Consider the following 24,146-nt stretch of genomic DNA (forward strand, 5'->3'; position numbering starts at 1 on the left):
TTGGAGAGCGGAAGACGGGGCTCAAACCCGCGACCCTCAGCTTGGAAGGCTAATGCTCTATCAACTGAGCTACTTCCGCAATTTTTTGTGGGCAAAGATGGATTCGAACCACCGAAGTCGAAAGACAGCAGATTTACAGTCTGCCCCATTTGGCCACTCTGGTATTTGCCCTTTTTTGCTTTTGAGGAGGTTTGTTTCTCAATTGCGGTGCAAAGATACAACTATTTATTTAAACTCCAAACAAAATCGATCATTTTTATTGCAGTAATTGCACATTCATCTCCTTTGTTACCCAGTTTGCCACCGGCACGATCCTCTGCTTGCTCCATTGTATTTGTGGTAATTAATCCGTAAATAACTGGTATATCGCCAGTTGCGTTTAATTCGGTAATTCCTTGGGTTGCTCCCATGCAAACATAATCAAAATGTGGAGTATCTCCTTTAATTACGCAACCAATTGCAATAATTGCATCAAGATCGCAATTTTCCATCATTTGGTTGGCTCCAAAAGTAAGTTCGAAACTTCCCGGTACAGTTTTCACCAGAATATTTTCGTCTTTTGCTCCATGTTTTTTTAATGTATCGACTGCACCTTTCAGTAAAGCACCGGTAATATTGAAATTCCATTCGGATACGACGATACCAAATTTCATTGCTTCTGCATTCGGAACGGAATTGAAATCATATTCGGATAAGTTATGGTAAGCTGTTGCCATAGTTAATTAAAAGTTGAGGATTATAAAATGAAAATTTGAGAGTATGAGAGATTAAGAAGAAAGGCACGGATTTCACGGATTCCACGGTTTTAATAGATAGTCCGCTTAATCCGGTGTAATCCGTGCCTCGATTCCCTTATATAATAAGGTATATTATTTTTTCATCAATTTAGCTTGCTCGATATATTTGTCGATGTCCATAGCCTGATAAGATTGGAAGTATTTATCCTTGATCTTAGTGTAAGCGTTTACAGCATCGTCATATTTTCCCTGTTTTACCAGGATTTCACCGGCTTGTATCAGGAAGATCGGGCTTAATGTGTTGTTGTCTGCTTTGTCAGCAGCCGACAGTAAAGTAGAAGCCGCTTTGTCTAATTGGCCAAGTTGTGCATAGCAGTTACCTGCAGCACCCAAGATTGCCGGGGCAACCATTTGGTCTTTTCCATTGAAACTGTCCAGCATCTTCACTGCTTCTTCATATTTGCCAAGTTGTGCGTAGCAAATACCAGCATAAGCTTTTGCCAGATTTGCCGCTTTTGTTCCGCTGTAGTCATCGGCAACTTTCAGGAAACCTGCATAACCGATGCTGTCGCCATTCAAAGCCTGCTCAAAAGCATCCTGTTCAAAGTATTCCTGTCCTTTGAAAAGAGCTGCCTGTGCTTTTTCCTCACGTGGTTCAGCATAGAGGTTTTTGTACATGATAAAACCTGCTACAATAATAATCACAGCAACAACACCGCCAATAATTGCGTTTTTGTACTTGATAAGAAATGCTTCCGATTGTGTCAGTGCATCTTCTACGTTCAGATGTTCGTTCTGATTCTTTTGTTCTGCCATTTTATATGATTCTTTTTGTTATTATTCACCGTTTGATATTTCGACTCGCAAAAGTAGTTTTTTTATATCTACAAACGAAATTTAGAAGCATCTTTTTTTGTTTTACACCCGAAAACCACGAAAATCTTGCTACTTTTGTGAACAAATTAACGTGTACACAATGATACTGAAACGAATATCTGTATTAAACTATAAGAATCTGGAAGAGGTAGAACTGGGATTCTCTGCTAAGCTGAATTGCTTTTTCGGACTGAATGGAATGGGAAAGACGAATCTGCTGGATGCGGTGTATTTCTTGTCTTTCTGTAAGAGCTCCGGAAACCCGATTGATTCTCAAAATATTCGTCATGAACAAGACTTTTTCGTGATTCAGGGCTTTTATGAAGCGGAGGACGGAACTCCTGAAGAGATTTATTGTGGGATGAAACGCCGTTCGAAGAAACAATTTAAACGGAACAAGAAAGAATATAGTCGTTTTTCGGACCACATCGGTTTTCTGCCCCTGGTGATGGTTTCACCTGCCGATTCCGAATTGATAGCCGGAGGAAGTGAGGAGCGCCGCCGGTTTATGGATGTAGTGATTTCGCAGTATGATAAGGAATATCTTGAAGCGCTGATACGGTACAATAAAGCATTGGCGCAGCGTAACACATTGTTGAAGAGTGAGTTTCCGGTGGAGGAGGAGCTGTTTCTTGTATGGGAGGAGATGATGGCGCAAGCCGGTGCAATCGTATTCCAGAAGCGTGAAGCGTTTATCCGGGAGTTTATTCCTATTTTCCAATCTTTCTATTCCTTTATTTCGCAAGATAAAGAGGTGGTGGGACTATCTTATGAGTCTCATGCGCGGGATGCTTCTTTGTTGGAAGTGTTGAAGCAAAGCAGGGAGAGGGATAAGATAATGGGATTCTCTTTGCGTGGCATTCATAAAGATGAGTTGAATATGTTGTTGGGTGAATTCCCGATAAAGAAAGAAGGTTCGCAGGGACAGAACAAAACGTATCTGGTAGCATTGAAACTGGCACAGTTTGATTTTTTGAAACGTACCGGTCGGACTGTTCCTTTATTATTACTGGATGATATTTTTGATAAGTTGGATGCTTCCCGTGTAGAGCAAATTGTGAAGCTGGTGGCCGGAGACAATTTCGGGCAGATATTTATAACGGATACGAACCGAGGACATCTCGACCGTATTTTACATAAGGTAGGCAGCGATTATAAAATATTTCGTGTAGAGGAGGGTACAATTCAAGAAACGGAGGCTGAAAATGAAGCGCAATGATGCCGAACAAATAGGAAAACTGATTCAACAGTTTCTTCGTCAGGAGAGTTTGGAATCTCCGCTGAACGAACAAAGGCTGCTGGATGCCTGGCCTCAAATCTTGGGACCGGCGGCGGCTTATACCAGCAATCTTTATATTCGTAATCAGACATTGTATGTGCATCTGACTTCTGCTGCTCTTCGTCAGGAATTGATGATGGGGCGTGAGGTATTGGTACGCACGCTGAATCAGAAAGTCGGGGCTACCGTTATTACAAATATTATTTTTCGTTGAAGAAAGATATTCTGTCTATCACCTTTATGCCTAGCTTCCGGAGTGTTTCGGTTGCACGGTTGTAATAAAAAGGATTTTCCAAATATTGATTATTATGGGCGTCCACGCCGATGATAGCGGTGCAACCTTCATGGGCGGCTATTTTCCAGAAATCCGGATGAGGAATGGTAGTAATACCATGAATGTCATTATATTCTTCATATCCGATATTATATTCCAACGGTAAGTTTAACCGTACTGCCGTCCGGCAGATATGCCTGCTGACTAGTTTACAATGACGATCGAACTCGGGGTAAGAACGCATAAATAAATCCGGATGGGCAAGGTAGGCAAATAGTCCGCTTTCCATTCCTTCAATAGCACTCTCTTCATAGAGTTCGAGCATGTCTACCGAATCTGTATTCCGGCCGAAGTAGGGAAACTTCTCATCTGTGTGAAAATGGTGATTTCCGAAGATGATATAGTCCAGTTTATATTCTTTGATGACTCCTTTTAGCCAGTGTATGTATTCAGGAAAATATTCGCATTCCAATCCTATTTTTATGCTGATTTGATTTTTATATTTCTCTTGCAGCGAACGGATGCTTTCCACATATTCCGCTAATTCTTCGGGAAGCATCCGGATGTCGGATATATAATCAGTGTGGTATTTCCACGGAGTGTGGTCAGAAAAACCTAATTCTTGATAGCCGCCTTTGATGGCACTTAAAACAAATTCTTCGTCACTCCCTGTCGCATGATGGCAGCGGGTGGTATGGGTGTGATAATTCGTCTTCATTGATTGTTATAATTATATCCATGCGGATGTCGAATGATTCCGCCGGAACTTCTTCTACTAATTGAAATGGGAAACAGATTCCTGCTTTGTAGGCTGATGGTATGCGTGGCAGGAGACGGTCATAATATCCTTTTCCCCGTCCCAGACGGTTACCTTTAGCATCGAAAGCTACTCCGGGAACGACGATGAAGTCTATGGCTGCATAGTCTGTGAATATTTCTCCGGTTGGTTCTGCTATACCGTAGATACCGCTGATTGACATGTCTTCCGGTCCGGTGTATATCCGTAGTTCTAAATCATCGCCTACTACTACGGGGAGTAGAATCCGCTTTTCAGTCCTCCATTTTTGAATAAAGGCATGTGTGTCTACTTCGTCATTCAGCGAATGGTATAGTAATACTGTATTTGCCGCCCTGAAAGCCGGATGGGCTTCGAGGGCGGCAAGTATGTTAGCTGATTGCAGCTTTCGCATAGTTGAATCCGCGTGTCGGGTCTTCAGTAATGCTATATGCTTGCGCAGTTCTTTTTTTCTTTCCATCTTTTTTATCCTTCGTCACTTCTTCCTCTTCAACGGCTACCGGAGCTTTTGGGAAAGCTTCTCCTTTTTCAAGTATCTCAATACCTTTAATAACAGTAGCATCTGTCTTGTTGAAGTATTGGAGATAAGCTTCCAATCCAAGCATGTTGTAGATGATGTTGCCGAAGAGGTTCTTTTCCAATAATTTGTATGATTTCTGAATGAGGATGTTTCTTCTTTTCACTCCTTTACTGTCAGCAAAACGGACAAACTGTTCCACCAAACCCTGATGACGAAGATAATTCAGCAATTCTTCCTCTGTTTCGTATTGGCTTAATTTCTTCCGATTGTTGTCGGTGTACTGGAATGTGAACTGAATAGTCAATCCCCGGTTAATAACTGTCGATAGATAAGAAGTGACTCCCGTCGTATCCTGCGGTACGAATATATCCGGCATGATACCACCACCGCCATACACAGTACGTCCCAAGCTGGTATTATAACGTTCGCTCTCATTCTGCTTGATACTATCACGTGAGAAAAATTCTCCATGTTCGTAACGGGTATATAAATCCAGCTCGTAGTTACGGTCTTTACCACTTTCGTACGGGCGTTGGATGCAACGTCCGGATGGGGTGTAGTAGCGGGCGATTGTCAGGCGGATAGCCGATCCGTCACTGAAATCGATGGGCTGTTGCACAAGTCCCTTACCGAAAGAACGGCGTCCTACAACTGTACCCCGGTCGTTATCTTGAATAGCTCCGGTGAAGATTTCACTGGCAGAAGCAGAACCTTCGTCAATCAATACAACAAGCGGCATTTTCTGACAGCTACCTGTACCGTTAGCAAATTCTTCTGCACGTGGATATTTACGGCCTTGAGTATATACGATCAACTTGCCTTCGGGCAGGAATTCATTAACCATGCGGATGGCTGCTTCCATATATCCTCCGGTATTACCGCGTAGGTCAATGATTAGACCTTTGCATTTTTTATGGTTGAGCTGTGCTAATGCATTCAGCAATTCTACATGACTGGTACGTCCGAATTTACTGACTTTCACATAACCGATATTGTCATTTAACATATAAGCGGCATCTACGGTATTTTGAGGAATGTCTCCACGCGTGATGTTGAAGTGTAATAAGTCCTTTTCTCCTGTTCGTCTGATTCCCAATTTTACTTGTGAGCCTTTCGGACCTTTCAAGGTGCGCATAGCCCGTTCGTTCGTTACTTTCTTGCCGACAAACAAGCTGTCGTCTACAGTAACAATGCGGTCGCCCGCCATTAATCCTATCTTTTCAGAAGGACCTCCCTGAACAACAGCATTGACATGAATGGTGTCATTCTGTATGGTAAACTGGATGCCAATTCCGCTGAAGCTGCCTTCCAGCTCAGAGTTGACTTCTTCGAGATTTTGGGCTGGGATATAAGTTGAATGCGGATCCAGTTCGGCTAGAATTTGCGGCATGGCTTTTTCTACCAAATCGGCCATGTTTACGGTGTCGACATATTGATCGTCTACAATGCGTAACAATGCGTTTAGCTTATTGGAGGAACCGTTGATGATACCCAAACGGTTGCCGGCAAAATGCTTGGCATAAAATGTACCGATAAGAATCCCGACTACCACGCTGACTGCTATGATGACAGGTGTGAAACGTGAAGAGTTTTTTGTACTCATGTCTATTCCTTTTTTAAAACGTTCGTCTTCTTATTTATTGGGAGAGGAATTATCATCTAACTCTGTGTAGATAACTTCGATTCCCGCCCGTTTTAATAACTCTATTCCATCTTCCAGGCGGTAATGCTCGGAATAAACTACCCGTTTGATTCCCGCCTGTATGATTAACTTTGCACATTCGATGCAAGGAGAGGCGGTGACGTACATGGTAGCACCGTCGCTACTGTTGTTTGAACGCGCTATTTTGGTAATGGCATTGGCTTCCGCATGCAGAACGTATGGTTTTGTCAGGTTGTTTTCATCTTCACATACATTCTCGAATCCGGAAGGTGTCCCGTTATATCCGTCGGAGATAATCATTTTATCCTTAACAATTAAAGCTCCTACTTTACGGCGTTGGCAATAGGAATTTTCAGCCCATATGCTGGCCATGCGTATATAACGTTTGTCAAGTTCTAATTGTTTCTTTTTAGTGTCCATGTTGTTTACTATTTATTGCTGACTACCCGGAAAACCATGCGGAAAGTTTGTTTTCCGGATGCCGGTTTGTATAAAAGGTATAAGTTGTTACTGTCTCCTTCGTAAGATGTGGCGGTATTAAGTCCCTCTATAAAATTTTTGGCGAGTCTATCGTTGCCATAGCTACCAGCGGTGGTGACTGTAGCTTTAAAACTGTTGTTCTTGGCGTTGGCATTCCATTTCCCTTCAAAAGTACTGGTTGCAATTACACTTCCTTTTATATTTCCGTTGATAACATCTCCATCTACTGTACCATCAAATACGATGTTGTATGTACCGTTTTTATTAAGCTCTTCAATACTTGCTTTTTCTTGTTCTTCATTCTCCCAAAAGCCAAACATCTCATGACCTCCATCTACTGTGATATAATTTAGTTTCCAAGTTTTTCCTGTAAAGATAGCAGCTACATCGTCCGAATCATTACATCCAGAAAATAAAGGAAGCAATAAAAGCAATCCTACTATTTGAAATATACTTCTCTTCATATTTAATATCTAATAACTTAATACTTATTTCTTTATCCCATTTCTGATTAGCAAAGCATCAATGCTCGGTTCCTGTCCGCGGAAACGTTTATAAAGTACCATCGGATGTTCCGTTCCTCCTTTCGACAGAATATTATTGCGGAATGAGTCTGCCACTTCCTGATTGAATATCCCTTTTTGCTTGAATAATGAAAAAGCGTCAGCATCCAATACTTCCGCCCATTTGTAGCTGTAGTACCCAGCGGCATATCCACCGGCAAAGATGTGGGAGAACTGCGTACTCATGCAAGCTTCTTGTACTACCGGTAATATTTGCGCATCCTTCCAGGCTTCCTGTTCATAAGCTTTCACATCTCCTTCAAAAGGAGTGTTACGCGTATACCATGCCATATCAAGTAGACCGAAGCTTATTTGTCTCAGACAAGCATACGCAATATTGAAGTTTGATGCATCTACAAGACGTTTTATCAATTCATCCGGCAAAACTTCTCCCGTCTGATAATGGCGGGCAAAGGTATTGAGGAAATCTTTCTCTATGGCAAAATTCTCCATAATTTGTGAGGGAAGTTCCACGAAATCCCAATATACGTTAGTTCCACTTAAACTCCTGTAAGTGGAATTGGCAAACATACCGTGCAGGCTATGTCCGAACTCATGTAAGAATGTTTCTACCTCATTGAAAGTCAATAAAGCAGGCTTATTCTCGGTTGGCTTGGTGAAGTTCATTACAACGGATACATGCGGACGGCTGTTTTCACCGGTCTTTTTATCTATCCATTGCTCCTTGTAACTCGTCATCCAGGCTCCGGCACGTTTTCCCGGACGCGGATGGAAGTCGGTGTATAGGACGGCTAAGAATTTACCGTCTTTATCAAACACTTCAAAGGCTTCCACCTCTTTATGGTAAACCGGAATCTCTGTGTTTTTCCGGAACGTGATTCCATATAACTTTTCAGCCAGACCAAACACTCCTTTCTTCACTTGTTCCAGTTCGAAGTAGGGGCGAAGCATTTCTTCGTTGATATTGAATTTTTTGTCTTTCAGTTTGTTTGAATAATAATTCCAGTCCCAAGGCATGACAACGAAATCAGCTCCCTGTTCTTTACGAGCCAGTTCTTGTATCTCTTTATATTCTTGCTGTGCAGTAGGAGTATATGCTTCCAACAGTTGGTTGAGTAGCTTGTATACCGACTTGCTGTTTTCAGCCATTCTTTTCTTTAGCGTATATTCCGCATAATCTTTGTATCCCAGTAATTGGGCTATTTTCATGCGTGTATTGGCTATTTTTTTTACGATGTCGATATTATTGAATTCGTTATCGTGTGTACATTTGGTGTTATAAGCCATATACAGTTTTTGACGTAAATCCCGATTATCGGAATACGTCATGAAAGGAACATAGCTCGGAGCGTGAAGCGTGAATACCCATCCTTCCTTTCCTTCGCTCTTGGCTGTTTCTGCAGCTGCTTCTATGATAATTTCGGGTAGTCCGGCGAGGCTTTCTTTTTTTGTTAACAGCATTTGATAAGCATTCGTCTCTTTCAGATTGTTTTCACTGAAAGTTAGAGTCAGTTTACTCAATTCGGTAGTCAGGCGACGGTATTCTTCCCGTGCTTCTCCTTCCAGGTTGGCGCCATGGCGTACAAAGCTGTTATATGCATTTTCCAGTAACTGTTTTTGTTCCTGTGTCAGTTGCAAAGCCTCTTTCTGGTTATACACTTCTTTCACACGTGCGAATAACTTTTCGTTCAGTGTGATATTGTTGCTGTGTTCACTAAGCAACGGCATTATCTTTTGAGCCAGTTCTTGCAGGTCGTCATTCGTTTCTGCGCTTAGCATATTGCCGAAGACGGCTACTACTTTATCCAGTAATTCTCCGGATTCGTCGAAAGCTTCTATTGTATTGGTGAAGTCAGCCTTTTCCGGATTCTGTATGATAGCTTCTATTTCAGCATTTTGCAGCCTGATTCCTTCCAGAATAGCAGGTTCATAATGTTCGGTTTTAATCCGGTCGAACGGCACGGTTTCGTGCGGCGTATGATATTGCCCGTAGAAAGGATTCTGGGCATTTATTATATTGTTCATAGTGCAAACTAGTATCAATGTTAGTATTAATCTCTTCATAGAGGTACAAAGCTACTAAAATTGTAGCTTATTCAACGGATAACACGTTGCTTTTTAACAATATATAAAATGAAATGTATAAAAAAACCGCTACGGTTTCCCGCAGCGGTTTCTATATTGTTCAGGCTTCTAATTAAGCGTTAACTGATGCCATGTGAGCGATCAAGTCAAGAACTTTGTTAGAGTAACCGATTTCGTTGTCATACCAAGATACAACTTTAACGAAAGTATCAGTCAAAGCGATACCTGCTTTAGCGTCAAAGATAGAAGTACGAGTGTCACCCAAGAAGTCAGAAGAAACTACTGCATCTTCAGTGTAACCCAGGATACCTTTCAATTCGCCTTCAGAAGCTTCTTTCATTGCAGCGCAGATTTCAGCGTAAGTAGCCGGTTTAGCCAAGTTAACTGTCAAGTCAACTACAGATACGTCCAAAGTCGGAACACGCATAGACATACCAGTCAATTTGCCGTTCAATGCAGGGATTACTTTACCTACAGCCTTAGCAGCACCAGTAGAAGAAGGGATGATGTTGCCAGAAGCAGCACGACCACCTCTCCAGTCTTTCATAGAAGGACCGTCAACTGTTTTCTGAGTAGCAGTTGTAGAGTGAACTGTAGTCATCAAACCGTCAAGGATACCGAACTTGTCGTTCAATACTTTAGCGATAGGAGCCAAACAGTTAGTAGTACAAGAAGCGTTAGATACGAATTGAGTACCTTTTACGTATGTTTTTTCGTTTACACCGCAAACGAACATCGGAGTGTCATCTTTAGAAGGAGCTGACATTACAACATATTTTGCACCAGCTTCGATGTGAGCCTGAGCTTTGTCTTTGCTCAAGAACAAACCTGTAGATTCAACAACGTATTCTGCGCCTACTTCATTCCATTTCAGGTCAGCCGGGTTTCTTTCAGCTGTGATACGGATAGCTTGACCGTTAACGATCAGTTTGCTGTTTTCAACATCTGCTTCGATAGTACCATCGAATTGACCATGCATTGTGTCGTATTTCAGCATATAAGCCAAGTAATCAACCGGGCAAAGGTCATTGATACCTACGATTTGAATATCGTTTCTTGTCATTGCAGCGCGGAAAACGAAACGTCCGATACGTCCGAATCCATTAATACCTACTTTAATCATTTTGTTTAAACTTTTAAGGGTTTTATAATATTTGTTCAAATATCTCTCAGCCTTCGCACTTGTTTTATTTTCAAATGCGGTGCAAAATTACAAAAATGTTTTTATATTCGCATATTAAATTCACATTAAATATTGAAAAAAGATGGGAAAGAACACATTTTTACAGGACTTTAAGGCGTTTGCTATGAAAGGTAACGTCATTGACATGGCTGTCGGTGTTGTTATTGGTGGTGCATTTGGAAAAATCGTATCATCATTGGTTGCTAATGTTATCATGCCTCCGATTGGTTTACTGGTTGGCGGTGTGAACTTTACAGATTTGAAATGGGTGATGAAAGCAGCGGAGATTGGTGCTGACGGCAAGGAGATAGCTCCGGCCGTGACGTTGGATTATGGCCAGTTTCTGCAAGCCACCTTTGATTTTCTGATTATAGCTTTCGCTATATTCTTATTTATACGGTTGATTACGAAGTTGACAACTAAAAAACAGGCAGAAGTGGCAGCCACTCCTCCAGCTCCTCCTGCGCCAACGAAGGAGGAGGTTTTGTTGACGGAGATACGTGATTTATTGAAAGAAAAGAATCGTTGATTCTAATTGAAATAAAGGAGGTTCCAAGTGTAAACTGGTGAATCTCCTTTATTTTTCTCTTCATTATTAATATAGATTGCGTACTTTTTTCTACTTTTGCAACTCAATTTATTCAAAATCCAACCATTGATATGCAGGAAAAAATAATAATTCTTGATTTCGGTTCGCAGACAACACAGCTTATAGGTCGTCGTGTACGCGAATTGGATACGTATTGTGAAATTGTTCCTTATAACAAATTTCCTAAAGAAGACCCGACTATTAAAGGGGTTATTCTCTCCGGAAGTCCTTTCTCGGTTTACGATAAAGATGCTTTCAAAGTAGATTTGAGTGAAATTCGTGGTAAATATCCGATATTGGGTATTTGTTATGGTGCACAATTTATGTCATACACTAATGGCGGAAAAGTGGAACCGGCCGGAACACGCGAATATGGACGTGCTCACTTGGCTTCATTCTGCAAAGATAATGTGCTGTTTAAAGGAGTGCGTGATGGGTCGCAGGTATGGATGAGCCATGGAGATACGATTACTGCTATTCCCGATAATTTCAAGAAAATAGCTTCAACAGATAAAGTGGAGATTGCTGCTTATCAGGTAGAAGGTGAGCAAGTGTGGGGTGTTCAATTCCATCCGGAAGTATTCCATAGTGAAGACGGAACTCAAATCCTGAAGAACTTTGTGGTAGATGTTTGCGGTTGCAAACAAGACTGGTCGCCGGCTTCATTCATTGAAAGTACGGTTGCCGAGCTGAAAGCGCAGTTGGGGGATGATAAAGTCGTTCTCGGTTTGAGTGGCGGAGTCGATTCTTCGGTTGCAGCAGTGTTGCTGAACAAGGCTATTGGCAAGAACTTGACTTGTATCTTTGTAGATCATGGTATGCTGCGTAAGAATGAGTTCAAGAATGTGATGAAGGATTATGAGTGTCTCGGTTTGAATGTGATTGGCGTTGATGCCAGTGCAAAGTTCTTCGCAGAACTGGCTGGGGTGGTTGAACCGGAAAGTAAGCGTAAAATTATAGGTAAGGGCTTTATCGATGTGTTCGATGTAGAAGCTCATAAGATAAAAGACGTGAAATGGCTGGCGCAGGGTACTATTTATCCGGATTGCATTGAGTCATTGTCTATTACGGGTACGGTAATAAAGAGCCATCATAATGTAGGGGGACTTCCTGAAAAGATGAATCTGAAGTTGTGTGAGCCGCTTCGTTTGTTGTTTAAGGATGAAGTTCGCCGGGTGGGCCGTGAGTTGGGGATGCCGGAGCATCTGATTACCCGTCATCCGTTTCCGGGACCGGGACTGGCAGTGCGTATTCTGGGAGATATTACTCCTGAAAAAGTACGTATTCTGCAGGATGCTGACGATATCTTTATCCAGGGGATTGCGTGACTGGGGATTGTATGATAAAGTATGGCAGGCGGGGGTTATCTTGTTGCCGGTACAGTCCGTGGGTGTAATGGGAGATGAACGTACTTATGAGAGAGCGGTTGCTTTGCGTGCTGTGACATCTACTGATGCCATGACAGCTGACTGGGCACATCTGCCTTATGAATTTATGGGTAAGGTATCGAATGATATTATTAATAAGGTGAAAGGAGTGAACCGTGTCACCTATGATATCAGTTCCAAGCCGCCAGCAACTATTGAATGGGAATAATACACTTTGTATCATAAAGATAGCCTCAATGGAAATTCCTGTTGAGGCTATTTTTGTGATAGATAATTTCTTTTGTTGGTTAATTCGTATCTATTCGCTTATCAGCTTTTGTGCGTCCGGAATAAGAATCTCTTTCCGGCGTAACTCTAATAATCCTTTGTCTTGTAGCTCGTTGAGTGCTTTTGATGTATTTAACCGAGTGTCATCTAAGTAGCGGGCAAGGTCGTCCATTTTTACTTTGAATATCTTTTCTCCCTGCGTTTTTTCACAATGTAGCAGGAAAAAGCGAATGATTTTCTCTTGTAAGTCTTGTGTCGGTTCTTCCCATAAACGGGAATAAAGATTTTGTGCCCGGTTGCTGACAATGTTCATGTAGTTGAGCCGGAATATTTCATATTTGAACAGGTCGCTAAGTACAAACGCTTTGCTGATGCTGACAGTGTGTGCTTCCGTATGTGCTATATAAGCGGAAGTGTAATTGGTGTTCATGCCGAACAACGACTGTGGTTCCAGCAGGTAAGGTGCTTCCATCTGTTCAATGACGGTGTATATATTTTCTTTGGAACTTGTGACGATAGAAACCTCTCCTTTTAACAGAAAGCAGAGTTGTTTACACGGACTACCATTTTCTATGATAGTTTCTCCCACTTTATGCTTGATAAAGTGTAGCTTGACCTTATCCAGAATACTTGTGAAATCTTCATGACAAAGACCTTGAAATAAAGGCAATTGGAGCAAAGTGTCGAACATTGTTTCCATATGTTGTAATCTCTTGTTAATCGTACAAATTTACTCATAATACAATACTGCTGTCAATATCTGAGCGTTCTTTTTGTTTTTTTTATTGTTTGAATGCATAAAAATAGAGTATATTTGCATAAAAAAAGGAGGAAATTATGTTCGCAGGCTTCAATTGGCAACAGATGATCAGTGCGTTTATCGTACTTTTTGCCGTGATAGACATTATCGGCTCTATACCTATTATAATTAACCTGAAAGAAAAAGGGAAAGATGTGAATGCAATGAAAGCTACTGTCATCTCTTTTGCTTTGCTGATCGGATTTTTCTATGCGGGAGATATGATGCTGAAACTCTTCCATGTAGATATTGAGTCGTTTGCAGTAGCCGGCGCATTTGTCATTTTCCTCATGTCTTTGGAGATGATTCTGGATATTGAGATTTTCAAGAACCAAGGTCCTATCAAAGAAGCAACTTTGGTACCGCTCGTCTTTCCTCTGTTGGCAGGTGCCGGAGCTTTCACCACTTTGCTTTCTCTCCGGGCGGAATATGCCAGTGTTAATATTATTATAGCTTTAGTCTTGAACATGATCTGGGTTTACTTTGTAGTGAGTATGACCGGTCGTGTAGAACGTTTCCTGGGAAAAGGAGGTATTTATATTATTCGTAAGTTCTTCGGCATCATCTTATTGGCTATATCTGTAAGATTGTTTACGGCAAATATAACGTTATTGATTGAGGCGTTGCATCGGTCTTGATTGAATTCAGATTATCTTATTGAACTGGAAAGCTATTATATTAACTGTGCCACCATGGTGGCACAGTTGTGCCACGCCTATGTCATAATTGTGCCAATACGATGGCACAGTTGTGACAGTACGGTGGCATGAGGTGGCATTTATAATGGTTCTTTCTCTTCTTTTTCCTCTTCTGCCGTTGCTGTCGTTACTTCTTCTATATTCTCTTCTTCTTCCGCTTCGTCTGCAAAAGGTTCCGGTCGTTGTGGACCGTGATTGACGAAAACGAAAGCACAGAATGTTCCTATAACTCCACCGCTGAGATGACCTTCCCACGACATATTGGTGGGGGAGAAATAAGGAAACATATGCCATATAATTCCTCCATACAAAAAGGTGACGAGTAGAGAAATGGCAATGAGTGGAACATATTTGCGGAGAATACCACTGAAAAAGAGAAAGAAGGCAAGTCCGTAAATCAATCCGCTGGCACCGATGTGCCATCCCGGTTTTCCGATCAGGAAAGTTAGTAGTCCGCCTCCTAGCCAGATTAGGATGAAAATTTTATTTGCTATCCCCCGGTAAAAGTAAAAAAGACACCATGACAAGAAAAATAAAGGGATTGTGTTTGCCAGTAAATGACTGAATCCGCTGTGTATCAGCGGGTGAGTTAAAATACCTACCAGTCCCCGTTTCTCCATAGGATATACCCCCAAGCGAGAGAAGTCCCAGTCCATTCCGACTTCCATAATCTTGAGTAAATAGAGGATAAAAATAAGGAACAAAGGCTTTGCTGCAGCCAGCATGATACGCTGAATATCTTGCTTCATGACATTCTTTTCTTTAGATATTTTACGCAATACTACGAATATTTGCACAAAATCTGAAAATAAAAAGCCTTTTTATTTTTGTTTTTATCTATAATTTGTACATTTGGGCGTTATACCCGTTGTATATGATGCTACAGCCAATATATACGGTATGTAACAATAAATAGATATACGATATAATGACCAATAATTAACCTTTAATAATGCACAACTATGAGTTATTTACGATTTGACAAGACCCTCATGACGAATCTGGAAGAATCTCTTCAAAGAGAAATCCTCCGGACGAACAAAGCAGGAGCTTATCATTGTACGACGATTGTTGATTGTAACACACGCAAATATCACGGCCTGTTGGTGATTCCAGTTCCCAATCTCGACGATGAAAATCATGTGCTGCTATCTTCTCTTGATGAAACGGTAATTCAACACGGTGCGGAGTTTAACTTGGGGTTGCACAAATATCAAGGAAACAACTTTAGTCCTAACGGACACAAGTATATCCGTGAGTTTGACTGTGAGCATATCCCGGCAACAACTTACCGTGTCGGAGGTGTTATCCTCCGCAAAGAAAAAATCTTTGTACATCATGAAAATAGAATCCTGATTCGTTATACGTTACTTGATGCGCATTCGGCCACAACCTTGCGCTTTCGCCCGTTCCTCGCTTTCAGGAGTGTACGCGAGTACACACATGAAAATGGGCAGGCAAGCCGCGAGTATCAACTTGTGGAAAATGGTATTAAAACCTGTATGTATCCCGGCTATCCGGAACTTTATATGCAGTTGAATAAAAAGTGTGAGTTCCATTTCATGCCTGACTGGTATCGGGGGATTGAATACCCGAAAGAGCAAGAACGAGGGTATGACTTCAATGAAGACCTTTATGTTCCCGGTTATTTTGAGGTGGATATAAAGAAAGGGGAGAGTATCGTATTCTCTGCCGGAACTTCAGAAGTGACTCCCCGTAGATTGAAACAGACATTTGAGGCTGAAGTGGCTGATCGTACCCCGCGTGATAGCTTTTATCACTGCCTGAAGAATTCCGCTCATCAGTTCCATAACCAACAGGAAGACGAACATTATATTCTTGCCGGTTATCCGTGGTTTAAGTGTCGTGCGCGTGATATGTTCATTGCACTGCCGGGGCTGACGCTTGCGCTCGATGAGGTCGACCAGTTTGAGGATGTGATGAAAACGGCGGAAAAAGCGATTCGCAACTTTATTAATGAAGAACCTGTCGGATACAAGATTTATGAAATGGAGCATCCGGACGTTTTGCTTTGGGCTGTCTGGGCTTTGCAGCAATATGCAAAAGAGACTTCCCGTGAGCAATGTCGTCAGAAATATGGAGAACTCCTGAAAGATATGATGGAGTTTATCCGTCAGCGGAAACATGAGAATCTCTTTTTGCATGACAATGGATTACTTTTTGCTAACGGTACGGATAAGGCGATTACATGGATGAACTCTACTGTGAACGGACATCCGGTGATTCCTCGTACAGGATATATTGTTGAATTTAATGCGTTGTGGTATAATGCGTTGCGTTTCATCGCTGATTTGGTGCGCGAAGGGGGAGACGTATACTTGGCGGATGAACTCGATGCGCAGGCGGAAGTAACCGGAAAGTCTTTTGTCGAGGTATTCCGTAACGAATATGGTTATCTGCTTGATTATGTTGACGGTAATATGATGGATTGGAGTGTACGTCCTAACATGATATTTGCCGTAGCGTTTGATTATTCTCCTTTGGATCGTGCACAAAAGAAACAGGTGCTTGATATTGTGACCAAAGAGCTGCTCACTCCGAAAGGAATTCGTTCATTGAGTCCGAAGAGTGGTGGATATAATCCTAACTATGTGGGTCCGCAGATACAACGGGATTATGCTTATCATCAGGGAACTGCTTGGCCTTGGTTGATGGGATTCTATCTGGAAGCTTATCTTCGAATTTATAAGATGAGCGGATTGTCATTTGTTGAACGCCAGCTTATTAGTTATGATGACGAGATGACAAGCCATTGTGTTGGTTCTATTCCCGAGTTGTTCGATGGGAACCCGCCTTTCAAAGGACGTGGCGCGGTGTCGTTCGCGATGAATGTAGCAGAAATACTGCGTGTCTTAAAGCTACTGTCTAAGTATTATTAAAAAAGGAGGAACGAAGATGAAAGTTTTAATGTTTGGATGGGAATTCCCTCCCAAAATATATGGTGGTCTTGCGGTTGCTTCTTATGGAATAACTAAAGGATTGAGTCTGCAAGGTGATATGGAGACGATTTTCTGTATGCCTAAGCCTAGCGGCGAAGAAGAAAAGTTCTTGAAAATAATCGGTATGAATCAAGTACCCATCGTATGGCGTGATGTCCACTACGATTACTTGAAGTCCCGTTTGTTGGAAATGACACCGGAGGAGTATTATTCTTTCCGTGATCATATCTATGCCGATTTTTCTTATATGCATGTGAATGATTTGGGATGTATGGAATTTGCAGGTGGCTATCCTGGGAACTTGCACGAAGAAATTAATAATTTCTCGATCATTGCCGGAGTAGTAGCCCGTCAGCAGGAGTTTGATATTATTCATGCTCACGACTGGCTCACTTACCCTGCCGGTGTACATGCCAAGATGGTAAGTGGAAAGCCGCTTTGTATCCATGTGCATGCCACTGATTTTGACCGTTCTCGTGGCAAAGTCAATCCTACTGTTTATTCGATTGAGAAGAATGGTATGGATCATGCCGATTGTATCATGTGCGTGTCCGAGTTGACTCGCCGCACTGTTATTAACGAGTATCATCAGGACCCTAGAAAAGTATTTGCAGTGCATAATGCTGTTTATCCATTGTCGCAGGAGCTGCTGGACATTCCACGTCCCGATCATTCAAAAGAAAAGGTGGTCACTTTCCTCGGACGTATTACGATGCAGAAAGGGCCGGAATATTTTGTAGAAGCTGCTGCTCTTGTGTTGCGTCGTACTCGTAATATTCGTTTCGTTATGGCTGGCTCGGGTGATATGTTGAATGCCATGATCAATCTGGTGGCCGAGCGTGGTATTGCTGACCGGTTTCATTTCCCTGGTTTTATGAAAGGTAAGCAGGTATATGAAGTTTATAAGAACAGTGATGTGTTTGTCATGCCGTCTGTCTCTGAACCTTTCGGTATTGCTCCATTGGAGGCGATGCAGTGTGGAACGCCTTCCATCATTTCTAAGCAGTCAGGGTGTGGCGAGATTCTTGATAAGGTGATAAAAACTGACTACTGGGATATTCATGCAATGGCTGACGCTATCCACTCTCTTTGTACTAATCCGTCTCTTTTCGAATACCTCAAGGAAGAAGGTAAGAAAGAAGTAGATGGGATTACTTGGGAAAAAGTCGGCTTGAGAATCCGTGCTCTCTATGATGCTGTGTTAAGAAACTATGGTAAATAACAAAACAATAAATAAAAATGAGAACTATCTGTCTTTATTTTGAAATACATCAAATTATCCATTTGAAACGCTATCGTTTCTTCGATATTGGTAATGATCATTATTATTACGATGATTATGCGAATGAAACGGGTATGAATGAGGTCGCTGAACGTTCATATATTCCTGCTCTCAATACTTTAATTGAGATGGTGAAGAACTCGGGGGAGGCTTTAAAGTAGCGCTTTCTATCTCGGGGGTAGCCTTGGAACAATTGGAAATTCATGCTCCGGCAGTCATTGATTTATTGCATCAGTTGAATGAAACAGGATGTTGTGAGTTCTTGTGTGAACCTTATTCACATGGTTTGTCTTCACTTGCCAACGAGGATTGCTTCCGCGAAGAAGTGCTTCGTCAACGTGATAAGATGAAACAGATGTTTGGTAAAGAACCGAAAGTGTTCCGCAATTCTAGTCTGATTTATTCTGATGAAATTGGTGGCTTGGTAGCTTCTATGGGTTTTAAGGGGATGTTAACGGAAGGTGCTAAACATGTGTTGGGATGGAAGAGTCCGCATTATGTCTATCACTGTAATCAAGCTCCCAGTCTTAAGCTTTTGTTGAGAGATTTCAAACTTTCTGACGATATCAGCTTGCGTTTTTCCAATTCGGATTGGGCGGAATATCCTTTGTTCGCTGATAAATATATTAATTGGATCGATGCATTACCGCAAGAAGAACAAGTAATTAATATCTTCATGGAATTGAGCGCACTTGGTATGGCTCAACCGTTATCTTCTAATATTCTTGAATTCTTGAAAGCGTTGCCGGAATGCGCAAAGGCTAAGGGAATCACTTTCTCTACACCGACAGAAATTGTAACGAAGTTGAAATCAGTGTCACAGCTTGATGTTGCATATCCGATGTCATGGGTAGATGAAGAAAGAGATACTAGTTGTTGGCTAGGTAATGTTATGCAACGCGAGGCTTTCAATAAATTGTATAGTGTAGCTGAACGTGTGCATTTGTGTGACGACCGTCGTATCAAACAGGATTGGGATTATTTGCAGGCTAGTAATAACTTCCGTTTCATGACAACGAAGAATAATGGTATGTGGCTGAATCGTGGGATCTATGATTCTCCTTATGATGCTTTCACCAACTATATGAATATTCTGGGTGACTTTATCAAACGGGTAGATGCACTATATCCTGCTGATGTAGACAGTGAAGAATTAAATTCTTTGTTGACTACAATTAAGAACCAGGGAGATGAGATTACCGAGTTGGAAAAAGAAGTGGCTAAATGGCAGGCAAAAGCAGAAGCGGCAAAGAAAACGACAGTCAAAAAGGCTGCTGATGCTAAAGAACCGGCAGTAAAAGAGAAAGCTGTTGCTAAATCAAAGCCTGCTGCAAAGAAAGCTGAAGCTAAGAAAGCAGTTGCGGAGCCGAAGAAGGCTACAGGTAAAGCTAAAAAGGCTGCTGCTAAGTAGAAGAATAAGAAATTATTATGTTTATTATATTGGGACCGTGAGTGAGATAAAATCAAACTCACGGTTTTTTGTGTGGATTAAGTCGAAACCTTTGTTGGCAGATATTCTTCTGCAAGATAGTAACACCATCCGATAAAATAGTAACGCTATTTGATAACGATACCGTTAATACCCCAAGCATATACCGTTATTATTATGAAATTATTCTATCTGACTTTTCTATAAATATCTTATAAAACAACAGCGCAGATTACTCAATGTAACCTGCGCTGTTGTTTTATAAGATTTCAACTATTTCTTATTTTGATTTTGTTCCAAAGTTTGTAGAAACAACTTCAAGTTTCAATTTGTATTTATCTTGTTCTTCTTTAGGTAAAGAAGTATTTGTGGCATTTGTACCTCCCTTTAAGCGCGCATAGCCAGGTTTCAGGTCATGTTGTATGCTAATAACATTGCTCGAAGAACCATAATAGCTATTACTTGAGGAAGCATCTGTGGTTACAAGTACTGGAATAAGTATGAATTTGTTCCAATCACTATATTTTTCCCATTCTTCAATAGTATTAACCTCTTGAGTGTCTGTTTCACCTTCGGAGTTAGTTATTTGGAGAGTTATCGTCCCACTCTTGAGTTTCTTTTCTGCTTCTTCTCGTTCTCCATCTGCTAAACAATCATTAATCATTTGAGTAATGTTGTTGAATGTATATTGAGTAAAGCTAGTAGTAGGATTAAATAGAGATGAAGTTATACCATCACTAAGTTGATTATCTTTAAAGAAACTATCTTTATATTTTTTACGTATTAATAGAACATTCTTAGGAGTAGACATGCCAAACTTCTTGTCACTGGTTTCATTATAGATAGGAATTCCTAATTTAACCGCATTTAAAGTGTCTCCTTGGAGCTTTTCTGCTATTTGGCTAACAGGAAGAGTTAACTGTGTAAAGATGCCAGCCGGGCTTTTTAAGTAAGTCCATTTAGGCTCATTTATACATTCCTGAATTTTTTCTGTATCATTCTCCAATCGGTTGGCTTGAATAACTTCGCGGGTAGATGTGAATGAACGTCCGCTGTATATAACAGAGTCTTTTCCGGCAGATGTGTGTAGTAGACCACCTGTTATGCTATCTCTTGCATGCTCCAAAAATGCTACATCCATTTGCATGGAACTAGTGTAGAGGATAGTACCGTCTCCATAGTCGCTTTTTACATACACTCCGGGAAATATACTTTGAAATTTCTTATATAGATCTTCTGTACGTCCTCCTTCTAAAAGTTTCAGTCCCAAATCCTGTGTTCTAGTCTGATCCAATGTAATTTTAATATAAGGAGTATATGTTGAAAGATTACGTATAGAATCACTAATAGATAAATCAACTGCTGTATAAGATTTACTCCCTAATAAACTTGTCGTATTATCATAATATTCTGTAGGGTTGATATTGGTATAATAAGCATCTGGATCTTCGTACCAATATTTGTTTCCTTTTTTCTTATCTAATACATACATACTTAGTCGGCAAGCTGTTAATGAATCTCCAAAATAACTGTCATACCAAAGATAAATATTGATTTGGCAATTACCAATAGGATTTCCATTATCATCTTTAATGATGGTGTAGTTACCAGATACACCTTCTGCCACATTCTCGAAATTTGTCATCATCTTTCCAGTACCACTTTCAGTGGTTCCAGAAAAAGCTGCGGGGAAAGTCATTCCTTCGGGACAGTTAAGTTGCGCCAAGAAACCTGCCTGATAAGTTCCGAATGTTTCATCAGTGAACTTTCCTACATACCCCACATTGGTCATTGCATATATCTTACCGGCATGAACGGATTCGGTAGTTACATCAAATGTAGATAGCTTTCCATTGATATTTTGGTCGCTTCCCGGAAACATTCCCAATCCCAGTCCGGCAGTGTTGTCATCACAACCCCAAAAGGTGATTGCCAGTAAAGCTATTAAGGCGTATTTTGCTTTCATGATCGTCGTATCTTGATTTTTTATTCTTCTTCGTTTGCAGTGGCTTCCCATACTTTATCGTAGAACTCGTTGCAGGCATCCGCATAGTTTTCCGGGTTCTGGTAGTCAAGTACCAATTTGCCAGATTGGCGGGCATATTCAATAATAGACTCGTCTACCTTTTCACTGTTTTGTATTACTCCGTCCGAATAGTCAACAGCGAGTTTGCAAAGAGCGGCGTAGTCTACCGGTTCCTTCAAATCACCTAAATCTTTCTTGGTAATACCTTTCAGCATCAGTTTTGTTGCGAAATCGTCGCTAAGTGTATTCTTGAAATCATCTTCATAAACAGAGAATACCACTTTAGCGTCGCGGAAAGAAGGTTCGTCTTTATAGGCTTTCTTAATATAAAGAGGAGCTAAAGCTGTCATCCAGCCATGACAGTGAATGACATCAGGACACCAGCGGAGCTTTTTCACTGTTTCCAATACACCGCGTGCATAGAAAATGGCACGGCTATCATTATCATCATATTCTATACCATTTTCATCCGTTGTCTGCATCCGATTCTGGAAATAGTCATCGTTATCGATGAAATATACCTGCATGCGTGCGGATTGGATAGAAGCAACTTTTATAATCAAGGGGTGGTCAGTATCATCGATAATCAGGTTCATACCAGAGAGGCGGATCACTTCGTGCAGTTGATTTCTGCGCTCATTGATATTTCCCCATTTAGGCATAAAGGTTCTGATTTCACGGCCTTTTTCTTGTATCGCCTGTGGAAGGTTTCTACCTATATTGGCCATTTCGGATTCTGAAACGTAAGGTGTAATCTCTTGAGTAATAAATAAAACTTTATTCGCCTTTGTCATAATAACAATAGTTCACTATAATATTCTGCAAAGATACGAAAAAAAAGACACATTAAATAAGATATTCTTTCTTTATGTGGCAAATATTAGTTTATTTTGCAGAGTTTTTGCAAACGAGTAAAACATAAACCAATTGACGAAAATGAAAGTAGTGCACACTATCAAGGACTTACAGGCAGAATTGACTGCCCTAAGAGCCCAAGGTAAAAAGGTGGGACTGGTTCCTACAATGGGTGCTTTACATGCAGGACATGCATCTCTGGTAAAGCGCAGCGTAAGTGAGAATGGTGTAACTGTTGTGAGTGTTTTTGTGAATCCCACACAGTTTAACGATAAAAATGACTTGGAGAAATATCCGCGTACATTGGATGCAGATTGTCGTTTGTTGGAAGAATGCGGGGCGGATTTCGCTTTTGTTCCTTCAGTTAGCGAAATGTATCCGGAACCGGATACTCGTCAATTTAGCTATGCACCATTGGATACGGTGATGGAAGGAGCTTTCCGTCCGGGACATTTTAACGGTGTTTGCCAAATTGTCAGCAAACTGTTTGATGCTGTACTGCCGGATCGGGCATATTTCGGAGAGAAAGACTTCCAGCAGTTAGCGATTATTCGTGAAATGGTTCGGCAATTGAAATATAATCTTGAAATTGTAGGTTGTTCAATTGTACGTGAGGAAGACGGACTGGCATTGAGTAGCCGGAACAAACGTTTATCTGCAGAAGAACGTGAAAATGCTTTAAATATTTCTCGCACCTTATTTAAAAGTCGTAACTTTGCAGCCACTCATACAGTGAGCGAGACGCAAAAGATGGTTGAAGATGCGATTGAAGCTGCTCCGGGTTTGCGTATGGAGTATTTTGAGATCGTAGACGGAAACACATTGCAGAAAATTAGTAATTGGGAAGATACTTCCTATGCGGTGGGATGCATCACAGTGTTCTGTGGAGAAGTCCGGCTGATTGATAACATTAAATATAAAGAATAACTAAAAAGACGAAACCTTATGATGATTGAAGTGTTGAAGTCGAAAATTCATTGTGCACGTGTCACAGAGGCAAATCTGAACTACATGGGTAGTATCACGATTGATGAAGACCTGCTGGATGCTGCAAACATGATTCCGGGAGAGAAAGTGTATATTGCTGATAATAACAACGGTGAACGCTTTGAAACCTACATTATCAAAGGTGAACGCGGTTCGGGCAAAATATGTCTGAATGGTGCTGCTGCCCGCAAGGTGCAACCGGATGATATTGTGATAATCATGTCTTATGCATTGATGGATTTTGAGGAAGCCAAGTCGTTTAAACCGGCTGTCATTTTCCCTGATCCTGCGACGAACAAAGTGGTAAAGTAGAAAGTATCTTTGATATTTGAAATAAGAAAAGCCCCGTTTTACATTTCGTAAACGGGGCTTTTCTTATTCTATTTTTTATGCCGGGGATGATCGGTGTTCTACCCACATATGAGTTGGCTTTAGCCCACCTCTCGATA

Annotated in this window: 21 protein-coding genes, 2 tRNA genes and 2 pseudogenes; 10 read left to right on the forward strand and 15 right to left on the reverse strand. The window is 41.1% G+C overall.

The features are described 5' to 3' along the window. Positions 1–6: 6 nt before the first annotated feature. The 4 genes from NXV01_RS10050 to NXV01_RS10065 all read right to left on the reverse strand — a co-directional run bounded on the left by NXV01_RS10050 (position 7) and on the right by NXV01_RS10065 (position 1,553). A tRNA-Gly gene (locus tag NXV01_RS10050) sits at positions 7–79 on the reverse strand. Positions 80–88: 9 nt separating this feature from the next. Beyond that, positions 89–171 (reverse strand) — tRNA-Tyr (locus NXV01_RS10055). A 50-nt stretch (positions 172–221) separates the two neighbouring features. Next, on the reverse strand, positions 222–716 hold the full coding sequence (ribH, locus tag NXV01_RS10060; protein WP_004301766.1) for a 6,7-dimethyl-8-ribityllumazine synthase: 495 nt from the start codon (positions 714–716) through the stop codon (positions 222–224). A 153-nt stretch (positions 717–869) separates the two neighbouring features. Beyond that, positions 870–1,553 (reverse strand): tetratricopeptide repeat protein, encoded by a 684-nt coding sequence (locus NXV01_RS10065; RefSeq protein WP_074638814.1) that lies wholly within the window; start codon positions 1,551–1,553, stop codon positions 870–872. A gap of 160 nt (positions 1,554–1,713) precedes the next feature. Between NXV01_RS10065 and recF the strand changes: the two genes are divergently transcribed. Together recF and NXV01_RS10075 are read left to right on the forward strand one after the other, a co-directional pair. Then, complete coding sequence (gene recF / locus NXV01_RS10070; protein WP_074638815.1) at positions 1,714–2,832, forward strand: DNA replication/repair protein RecF; 1,119 nt, start codon at positions 1,714–1,716, stop codon at positions 2,830–2,832. After that, a complete protein-coding gene (locus NXV01_RS10075) occupies positions 2,819–3,106 on the forward strand; it encodes a DUF721 domain-containing protein (protein ID WP_074638816.1) in 288 nt (95 codons plus the stop codon). The genes recF and NXV01_RS10075 overlap by 14 nt, the downstream gene beginning before the upstream one ends. Here the strand turns inward: NXV01_RS10075 and NXV01_RS10080 are convergent. The 7 genes from NXV01_RS10080 to gap form a co-directional block, all read right to left on the reverse strand. Then, the gene (locus NXV01_RS10080) at positions 3,093–3,884 is read right to left on the reverse strand and encodes a histidinol-phosphatase (RefSeq protein ID WP_148364326.1); all 792 of its coding nucleotides are present in this window, start codon (positions 3,882–3,884) and stop codon (positions 3,093–3,095) included. The genes NXV01_RS10075 and NXV01_RS10080 overlap by 14 nt on opposite strands. Beyond that, positions 3,829–4,356, reverse strand: a complete 528-nt coding sequence (locus tag NXV01_RS10085) for a 5-formyltetrahydrofolate cyclo-ligase (RefSeq protein ID WP_229091884.1) — start codon at positions 4,354–4,356, stop codon at positions 3,829–3,831. The genes NXV01_RS10080 and NXV01_RS10085 overlap by 56 nt, the downstream gene beginning before the upstream one ends. Then, the gene (locus tag NXV01_RS10090) at positions 4,334–6,085 is read right to left on the reverse strand and encodes a S41 family peptidase (RefSeq protein WP_148364328.1); all 1,752 of its coding nucleotides are present in this window, start codon (positions 6,083–6,085) and stop codon (positions 4,334–4,336) included. Before NXV01_RS10090 ends, NXV01_RS10085 begins: the two co-directional genes overlap by 23 nt. Positions 6,086–6,115: 30 nt before the next feature. After that, positions 6,116–6,565, reverse strand: coding sequence for a dCMP deaminase family protein (locus NXV01_RS10095; protein ID WP_148364329.1), 450 nt, complete (start codon positions 6,563–6,565; stop codon positions 6,116–6,118). Between the two features lie 8 nt (positions 6,566–6,573). Further along, positions 6,574–7,089, reverse strand: coding sequence for a DUF4847 family protein (locus NXV01_RS10100; RefSeq protein ID WP_148364330.1), 516 nt, complete (start codon positions 7,087–7,089; stop codon positions 6,574–6,576). A 24-nt stretch (positions 7,090–7,113) separates the two neighbouring features. Next, entirely contained in the window at positions 7,114–9,174 is a 2,061-nt protein-coding gene (locus tag NXV01_RS10105; protein WP_148364331.1) for a M3 family metallopeptidase, read from the reverse strand. Positions 9,175–9,346: 172 nt separating this feature from the next. Continuing rightward, on the reverse strand, positions 9,347–10,357 hold the full coding sequence (gene gap, locus NXV01_RS10110) for a type I glyceraldehyde-3-phosphate dehydrogenase (RefSeq protein ID WP_143258094.1): 1,011 nt from the start codon (positions 10,355–10,357) through the stop codon (positions 9,347–9,349). A gap of 142 nt (positions 10,358–10,499) precedes the next feature. On the opposite strand from gap, the gene mscL reads away from it, so the two are divergent. Both mscL and guaA read left to right on the forward strand, forming a co-directional pair. Then, the gene (gene mscL / locus NXV01_RS10115) at positions 10,500–10,946 is read left to right on the forward strand and encodes a large-conductance mechanosensitive channel protein MscL (protein WP_148364332.1); all 447 of its coding nucleotides are present in this window, start codon (positions 10,500–10,502) and stop codon (positions 10,944–10,946) included. A 131-nt stretch (positions 10,947–11,077) separates the two neighbouring features. Beyond that, positions 11,078–12,602: pseudogene (guaA, locus tag NXV01_RS10120) on the forward strand (glutamine-hydrolyzing GMP synthase). Between the two features lie 90 nt (positions 12,603–12,692). On the opposite strand, the gene NXV01_RS10125 reads toward guaA, so the two are convergent. Beyond that, positions 12,693–13,361, reverse strand: a complete 669-nt coding sequence (locus NXV01_RS10125; protein ID WP_148364334.1) for a Crp/Fnr family transcriptional regulator — start codon at positions 13,359–13,361, stop codon at positions 12,693–12,695. Between the two features lie 137 nt (positions 13,362–13,498). On the opposite strand from NXV01_RS10125, the gene NXV01_RS10130 reads away from it, so the two are divergent. Then, on the forward strand, positions 13,499–14,098 hold the full coding sequence (locus NXV01_RS10130; RefSeq protein WP_004301781.1) for a MarC family protein: 600 nt from the start codon (positions 13,499–13,501) through the stop codon (positions 14,096–14,098). 140 nt (positions 14,099–14,238) lie between these two features. Here the strand turns inward: NXV01_RS10130 and NXV01_RS10135 are convergent, their stop codons facing one another. After that, positions 14,239–14,907, reverse strand: a complete 669-nt coding sequence (locus NXV01_RS10135; RefSeq protein ID WP_148364335.1) for a rhomboid family intramembrane serine protease — start codon at positions 14,905–14,907, stop codon at positions 14,239–14,241. 213 nt (positions 14,908–15,120) lie between these two features. Here NXV01_RS10135 and NXV01_RS10140 point away from each other — a divergent pair, with 213 nt between their 5' ends. The 3 genes and pseudogenes from NXV01_RS10140 to NXV01_RS10150 all read left to right on the forward strand — a co-directional run bounded on the left by NXV01_RS10140 (position 15,121) and on the right by NXV01_RS10150 (position 19,811). Further along, positions 15,121–17,058: a glycogen debranching enzyme N-terminal domain-containing protein gene (locus NXV01_RS10140; protein ID WP_148364336.1), complete on the forward strand. Its 1,938-nt coding sequence runs from the start codon at positions 15,121–15,123 to the stop codon at positions 17,056–17,058. Between the two features lie 16 nt (positions 17,059–17,074). Further along, on the forward strand, positions 17,075–18,340 hold the full coding sequence (locus NXV01_RS10145; RefSeq protein WP_164727216.1) for a glycosyltransferase family 4 protein: 1,266 nt from the start codon (positions 17,075–17,077) through the stop codon (positions 18,338–18,340). A 17-nt stretch (positions 18,341–18,357) separates the two neighbouring features. After that, positions 18,358–19,811 (forward strand): annotated as a pseudogene (locus NXV01_RS10150) (glycoside hydrolase family 57 protein). A gap of 298 nt (positions 19,812–20,109) precedes the next feature. Here the strand turns inward: NXV01_RS10150 and NXV01_RS10155 are convergent. Together NXV01_RS10155 and NXV01_RS10160 are read right to left on the reverse strand one after the other, a co-directional pair. Then, the gene (locus NXV01_RS10155; RefSeq protein ID WP_259022298.1) at positions 20,110–21,795 is read right to left on the reverse strand and encodes a DUF4270 domain-containing protein; all 1,686 of its coding nucleotides are present in this window, start codon (positions 21,793–21,795) and stop codon (positions 20,110–20,112) included. A gap of 20 nt (positions 21,796–21,815) precedes the next feature. Next, on the reverse strand, positions 21,816–22,649 hold the full coding sequence (locus NXV01_RS10160) for a glycogen/starch synthase (protein ID WP_148364339.1): 834 nt from the start codon (positions 22,647–22,649) through the stop codon (positions 21,816–21,818). 142 nt (positions 22,650–22,791) lie between these two features. Here NXV01_RS10160 and panC point away from each other — a divergent pair, with 142 nt between their 5' ends. After that, complete coding sequence (panC, locus tag NXV01_RS10165) at positions 22,792–23,637, forward strand: pantoate--beta-alanine ligase (protein ID WP_074558481.1); 846 nt, start codon at positions 22,792–22,794, stop codon at positions 23,635–23,637. Positions 23,638–23,655: 18 nt separating this feature from the next. Beyond that, complete coding sequence (gene panD, locus NXV01_RS10170; protein WP_004301789.1) at positions 23,656–24,009, forward strand: aspartate 1-decarboxylase; 354 nt, start codon at positions 23,656–23,658, stop codon at positions 24,007–24,009. Positions 24,010–24,146: the final 137 nt, after the last annotated feature.

Origin of the sequence: Bacteroides sp. BFG-606, from assembly GCF_024788145.1 — a bacterium.
In the GTDB taxonomy this organism is placed as follows: Bacteria; Bacteroidota; Bacteroidia; order Bacteroidales; family Bacteroidaceae; genus Bacteroides; species Bacteroides vicugnae.

Excerpts from the sequence above, each read along its gene's own strand:
- ribH (WP_004301766.1), bottom strand. The coding sequence starts at position 716 with ATGGCAACAGCTTACCATAACTTATCCGAATATGATTTCAATTCCGTT.
- NXV01_RS10065 (WP_074638814.1), bottom strand. The coding sequence starts at position 1,553 with ATGGCAGAACAAAAGAATCAGAACGAACATCTGAACGTAGAAGATGCA.
- recF (WP_074638815.1), top strand. The coding sequence starts at position 1,714 with ATGATACTGAAACGAATATCTGTATTAAACTATAAGAATCTGGAAGAG.
- NXV01_RS10075 (WP_074638816.1), top strand. The coding sequence starts at position 2,819 with ATGAAGCGCAATGATGCCGAACAAATAGGAAAACTGATTCAACAGTTT.
- NXV01_RS10080 (WP_148364326.1), bottom strand. The coding sequence starts at position 3,884 with ATGAAGACGAATTATCACACCCATACCACCCGCTGCCATCATGCGACA.
- NXV01_RS10085 (WP_229091884.1), bottom strand. The coding sequence starts at position 4,356 with ATGCGAAAGCTGCAATCAGCTAACATACTTGCCGCCCTCGAAGCCCAT.
- NXV01_RS10090 (WP_148364328.1), bottom strand. The coding sequence starts at position 6,085 with ATGAGTACAAAAAACTCTTCACGTTTCACACCTGTCATCATAGCAGTC.
- NXV01_RS10095 (WP_148364329.1), bottom strand. The coding sequence starts at position 6,565 with ATGGACACTAAAAAGAAACAATTAGAACTTGACAAACGTTATATACGC.
- NXV01_RS10100 (WP_148364330.1), bottom strand. The coding sequence starts at position 7,089 with ATGAAGAGAAGTATATTTCAAATAGTAGGATTGCTTTTATTGCTTCCT.
- NXV01_RS10105 (WP_148364331.1), bottom strand. The coding sequence starts at position 9,174 with ATGAACAATATAATAAATGCCCAGAATCCTTTCTACGGGCAATATCAT.
- gap (WP_143258094.1), bottom strand. The coding sequence starts at position 10,357 with ATGATTAAAGTAGGTATTAATGGATTCGGACGTATCGGACGTTTCGTT.
- mscL (WP_148364332.1), top strand. The coding sequence starts at position 10,500 with ATGGGAAAGAACACATTTTTACAGGACTTTAAGGCGTTTGCTATGAAA.
- NXV01_RS10125 (WP_148364334.1), bottom strand. The coding sequence starts at position 13,361 with ATGGAAACAATGTTCGACACTTTGCTCCAATTGCCTTTATTTCAAGGT.
- NXV01_RS10130 (WP_004301781.1), top strand. The coding sequence starts at position 13,499 with ATGTTCGCAGGCTTCAATTGGCAACAGATGATCAGTGCGTTTATCGTA.
- NXV01_RS10135 (WP_148364335.1), bottom strand. The coding sequence starts at position 14,907 with ATGAAGCAAGATATTCAGCGTATCATGCTGGCTGCAGCAAAGCCTTTG.
- NXV01_RS10140 (WP_148364336.1), top strand. The coding sequence starts at position 15,121 with ATGAGTTATTTACGATTTGACAAGACCCTCATGACGAATCTGGAAGAA.
- NXV01_RS10145 (WP_164727216.1), top strand. The coding sequence starts at position 17,075 with ATGAAAGTTTTAATGTTTGGATGGGAATTCCCTCCCAAAATATATGGT.
- NXV01_RS10155 (WP_259022298.1), bottom strand. The coding sequence starts at position 21,795 with ATGAAAGCAAAATACGCCTTAATAGCTTTACTGGCAATCACCTTTTGG.
- NXV01_RS10160 (WP_148364339.1), bottom strand. The coding sequence starts at position 22,649 with ATGACAAAGGCGAATAAAGTTTTATTTATTACTCAAGAGATTACACCT.
- panC (WP_074558481.1), top strand. The coding sequence starts at position 22,792 with ATGAAAGTAGTGCACACTATCAAGGACTTACAGGCAGAATTGACTGCC.
- panD (WP_004301789.1), top strand. The coding sequence starts at position 23,656 with ATGATGATTGAAGTGTTGAAGTCGAAAATTCATTGTGCACGTGTCACA.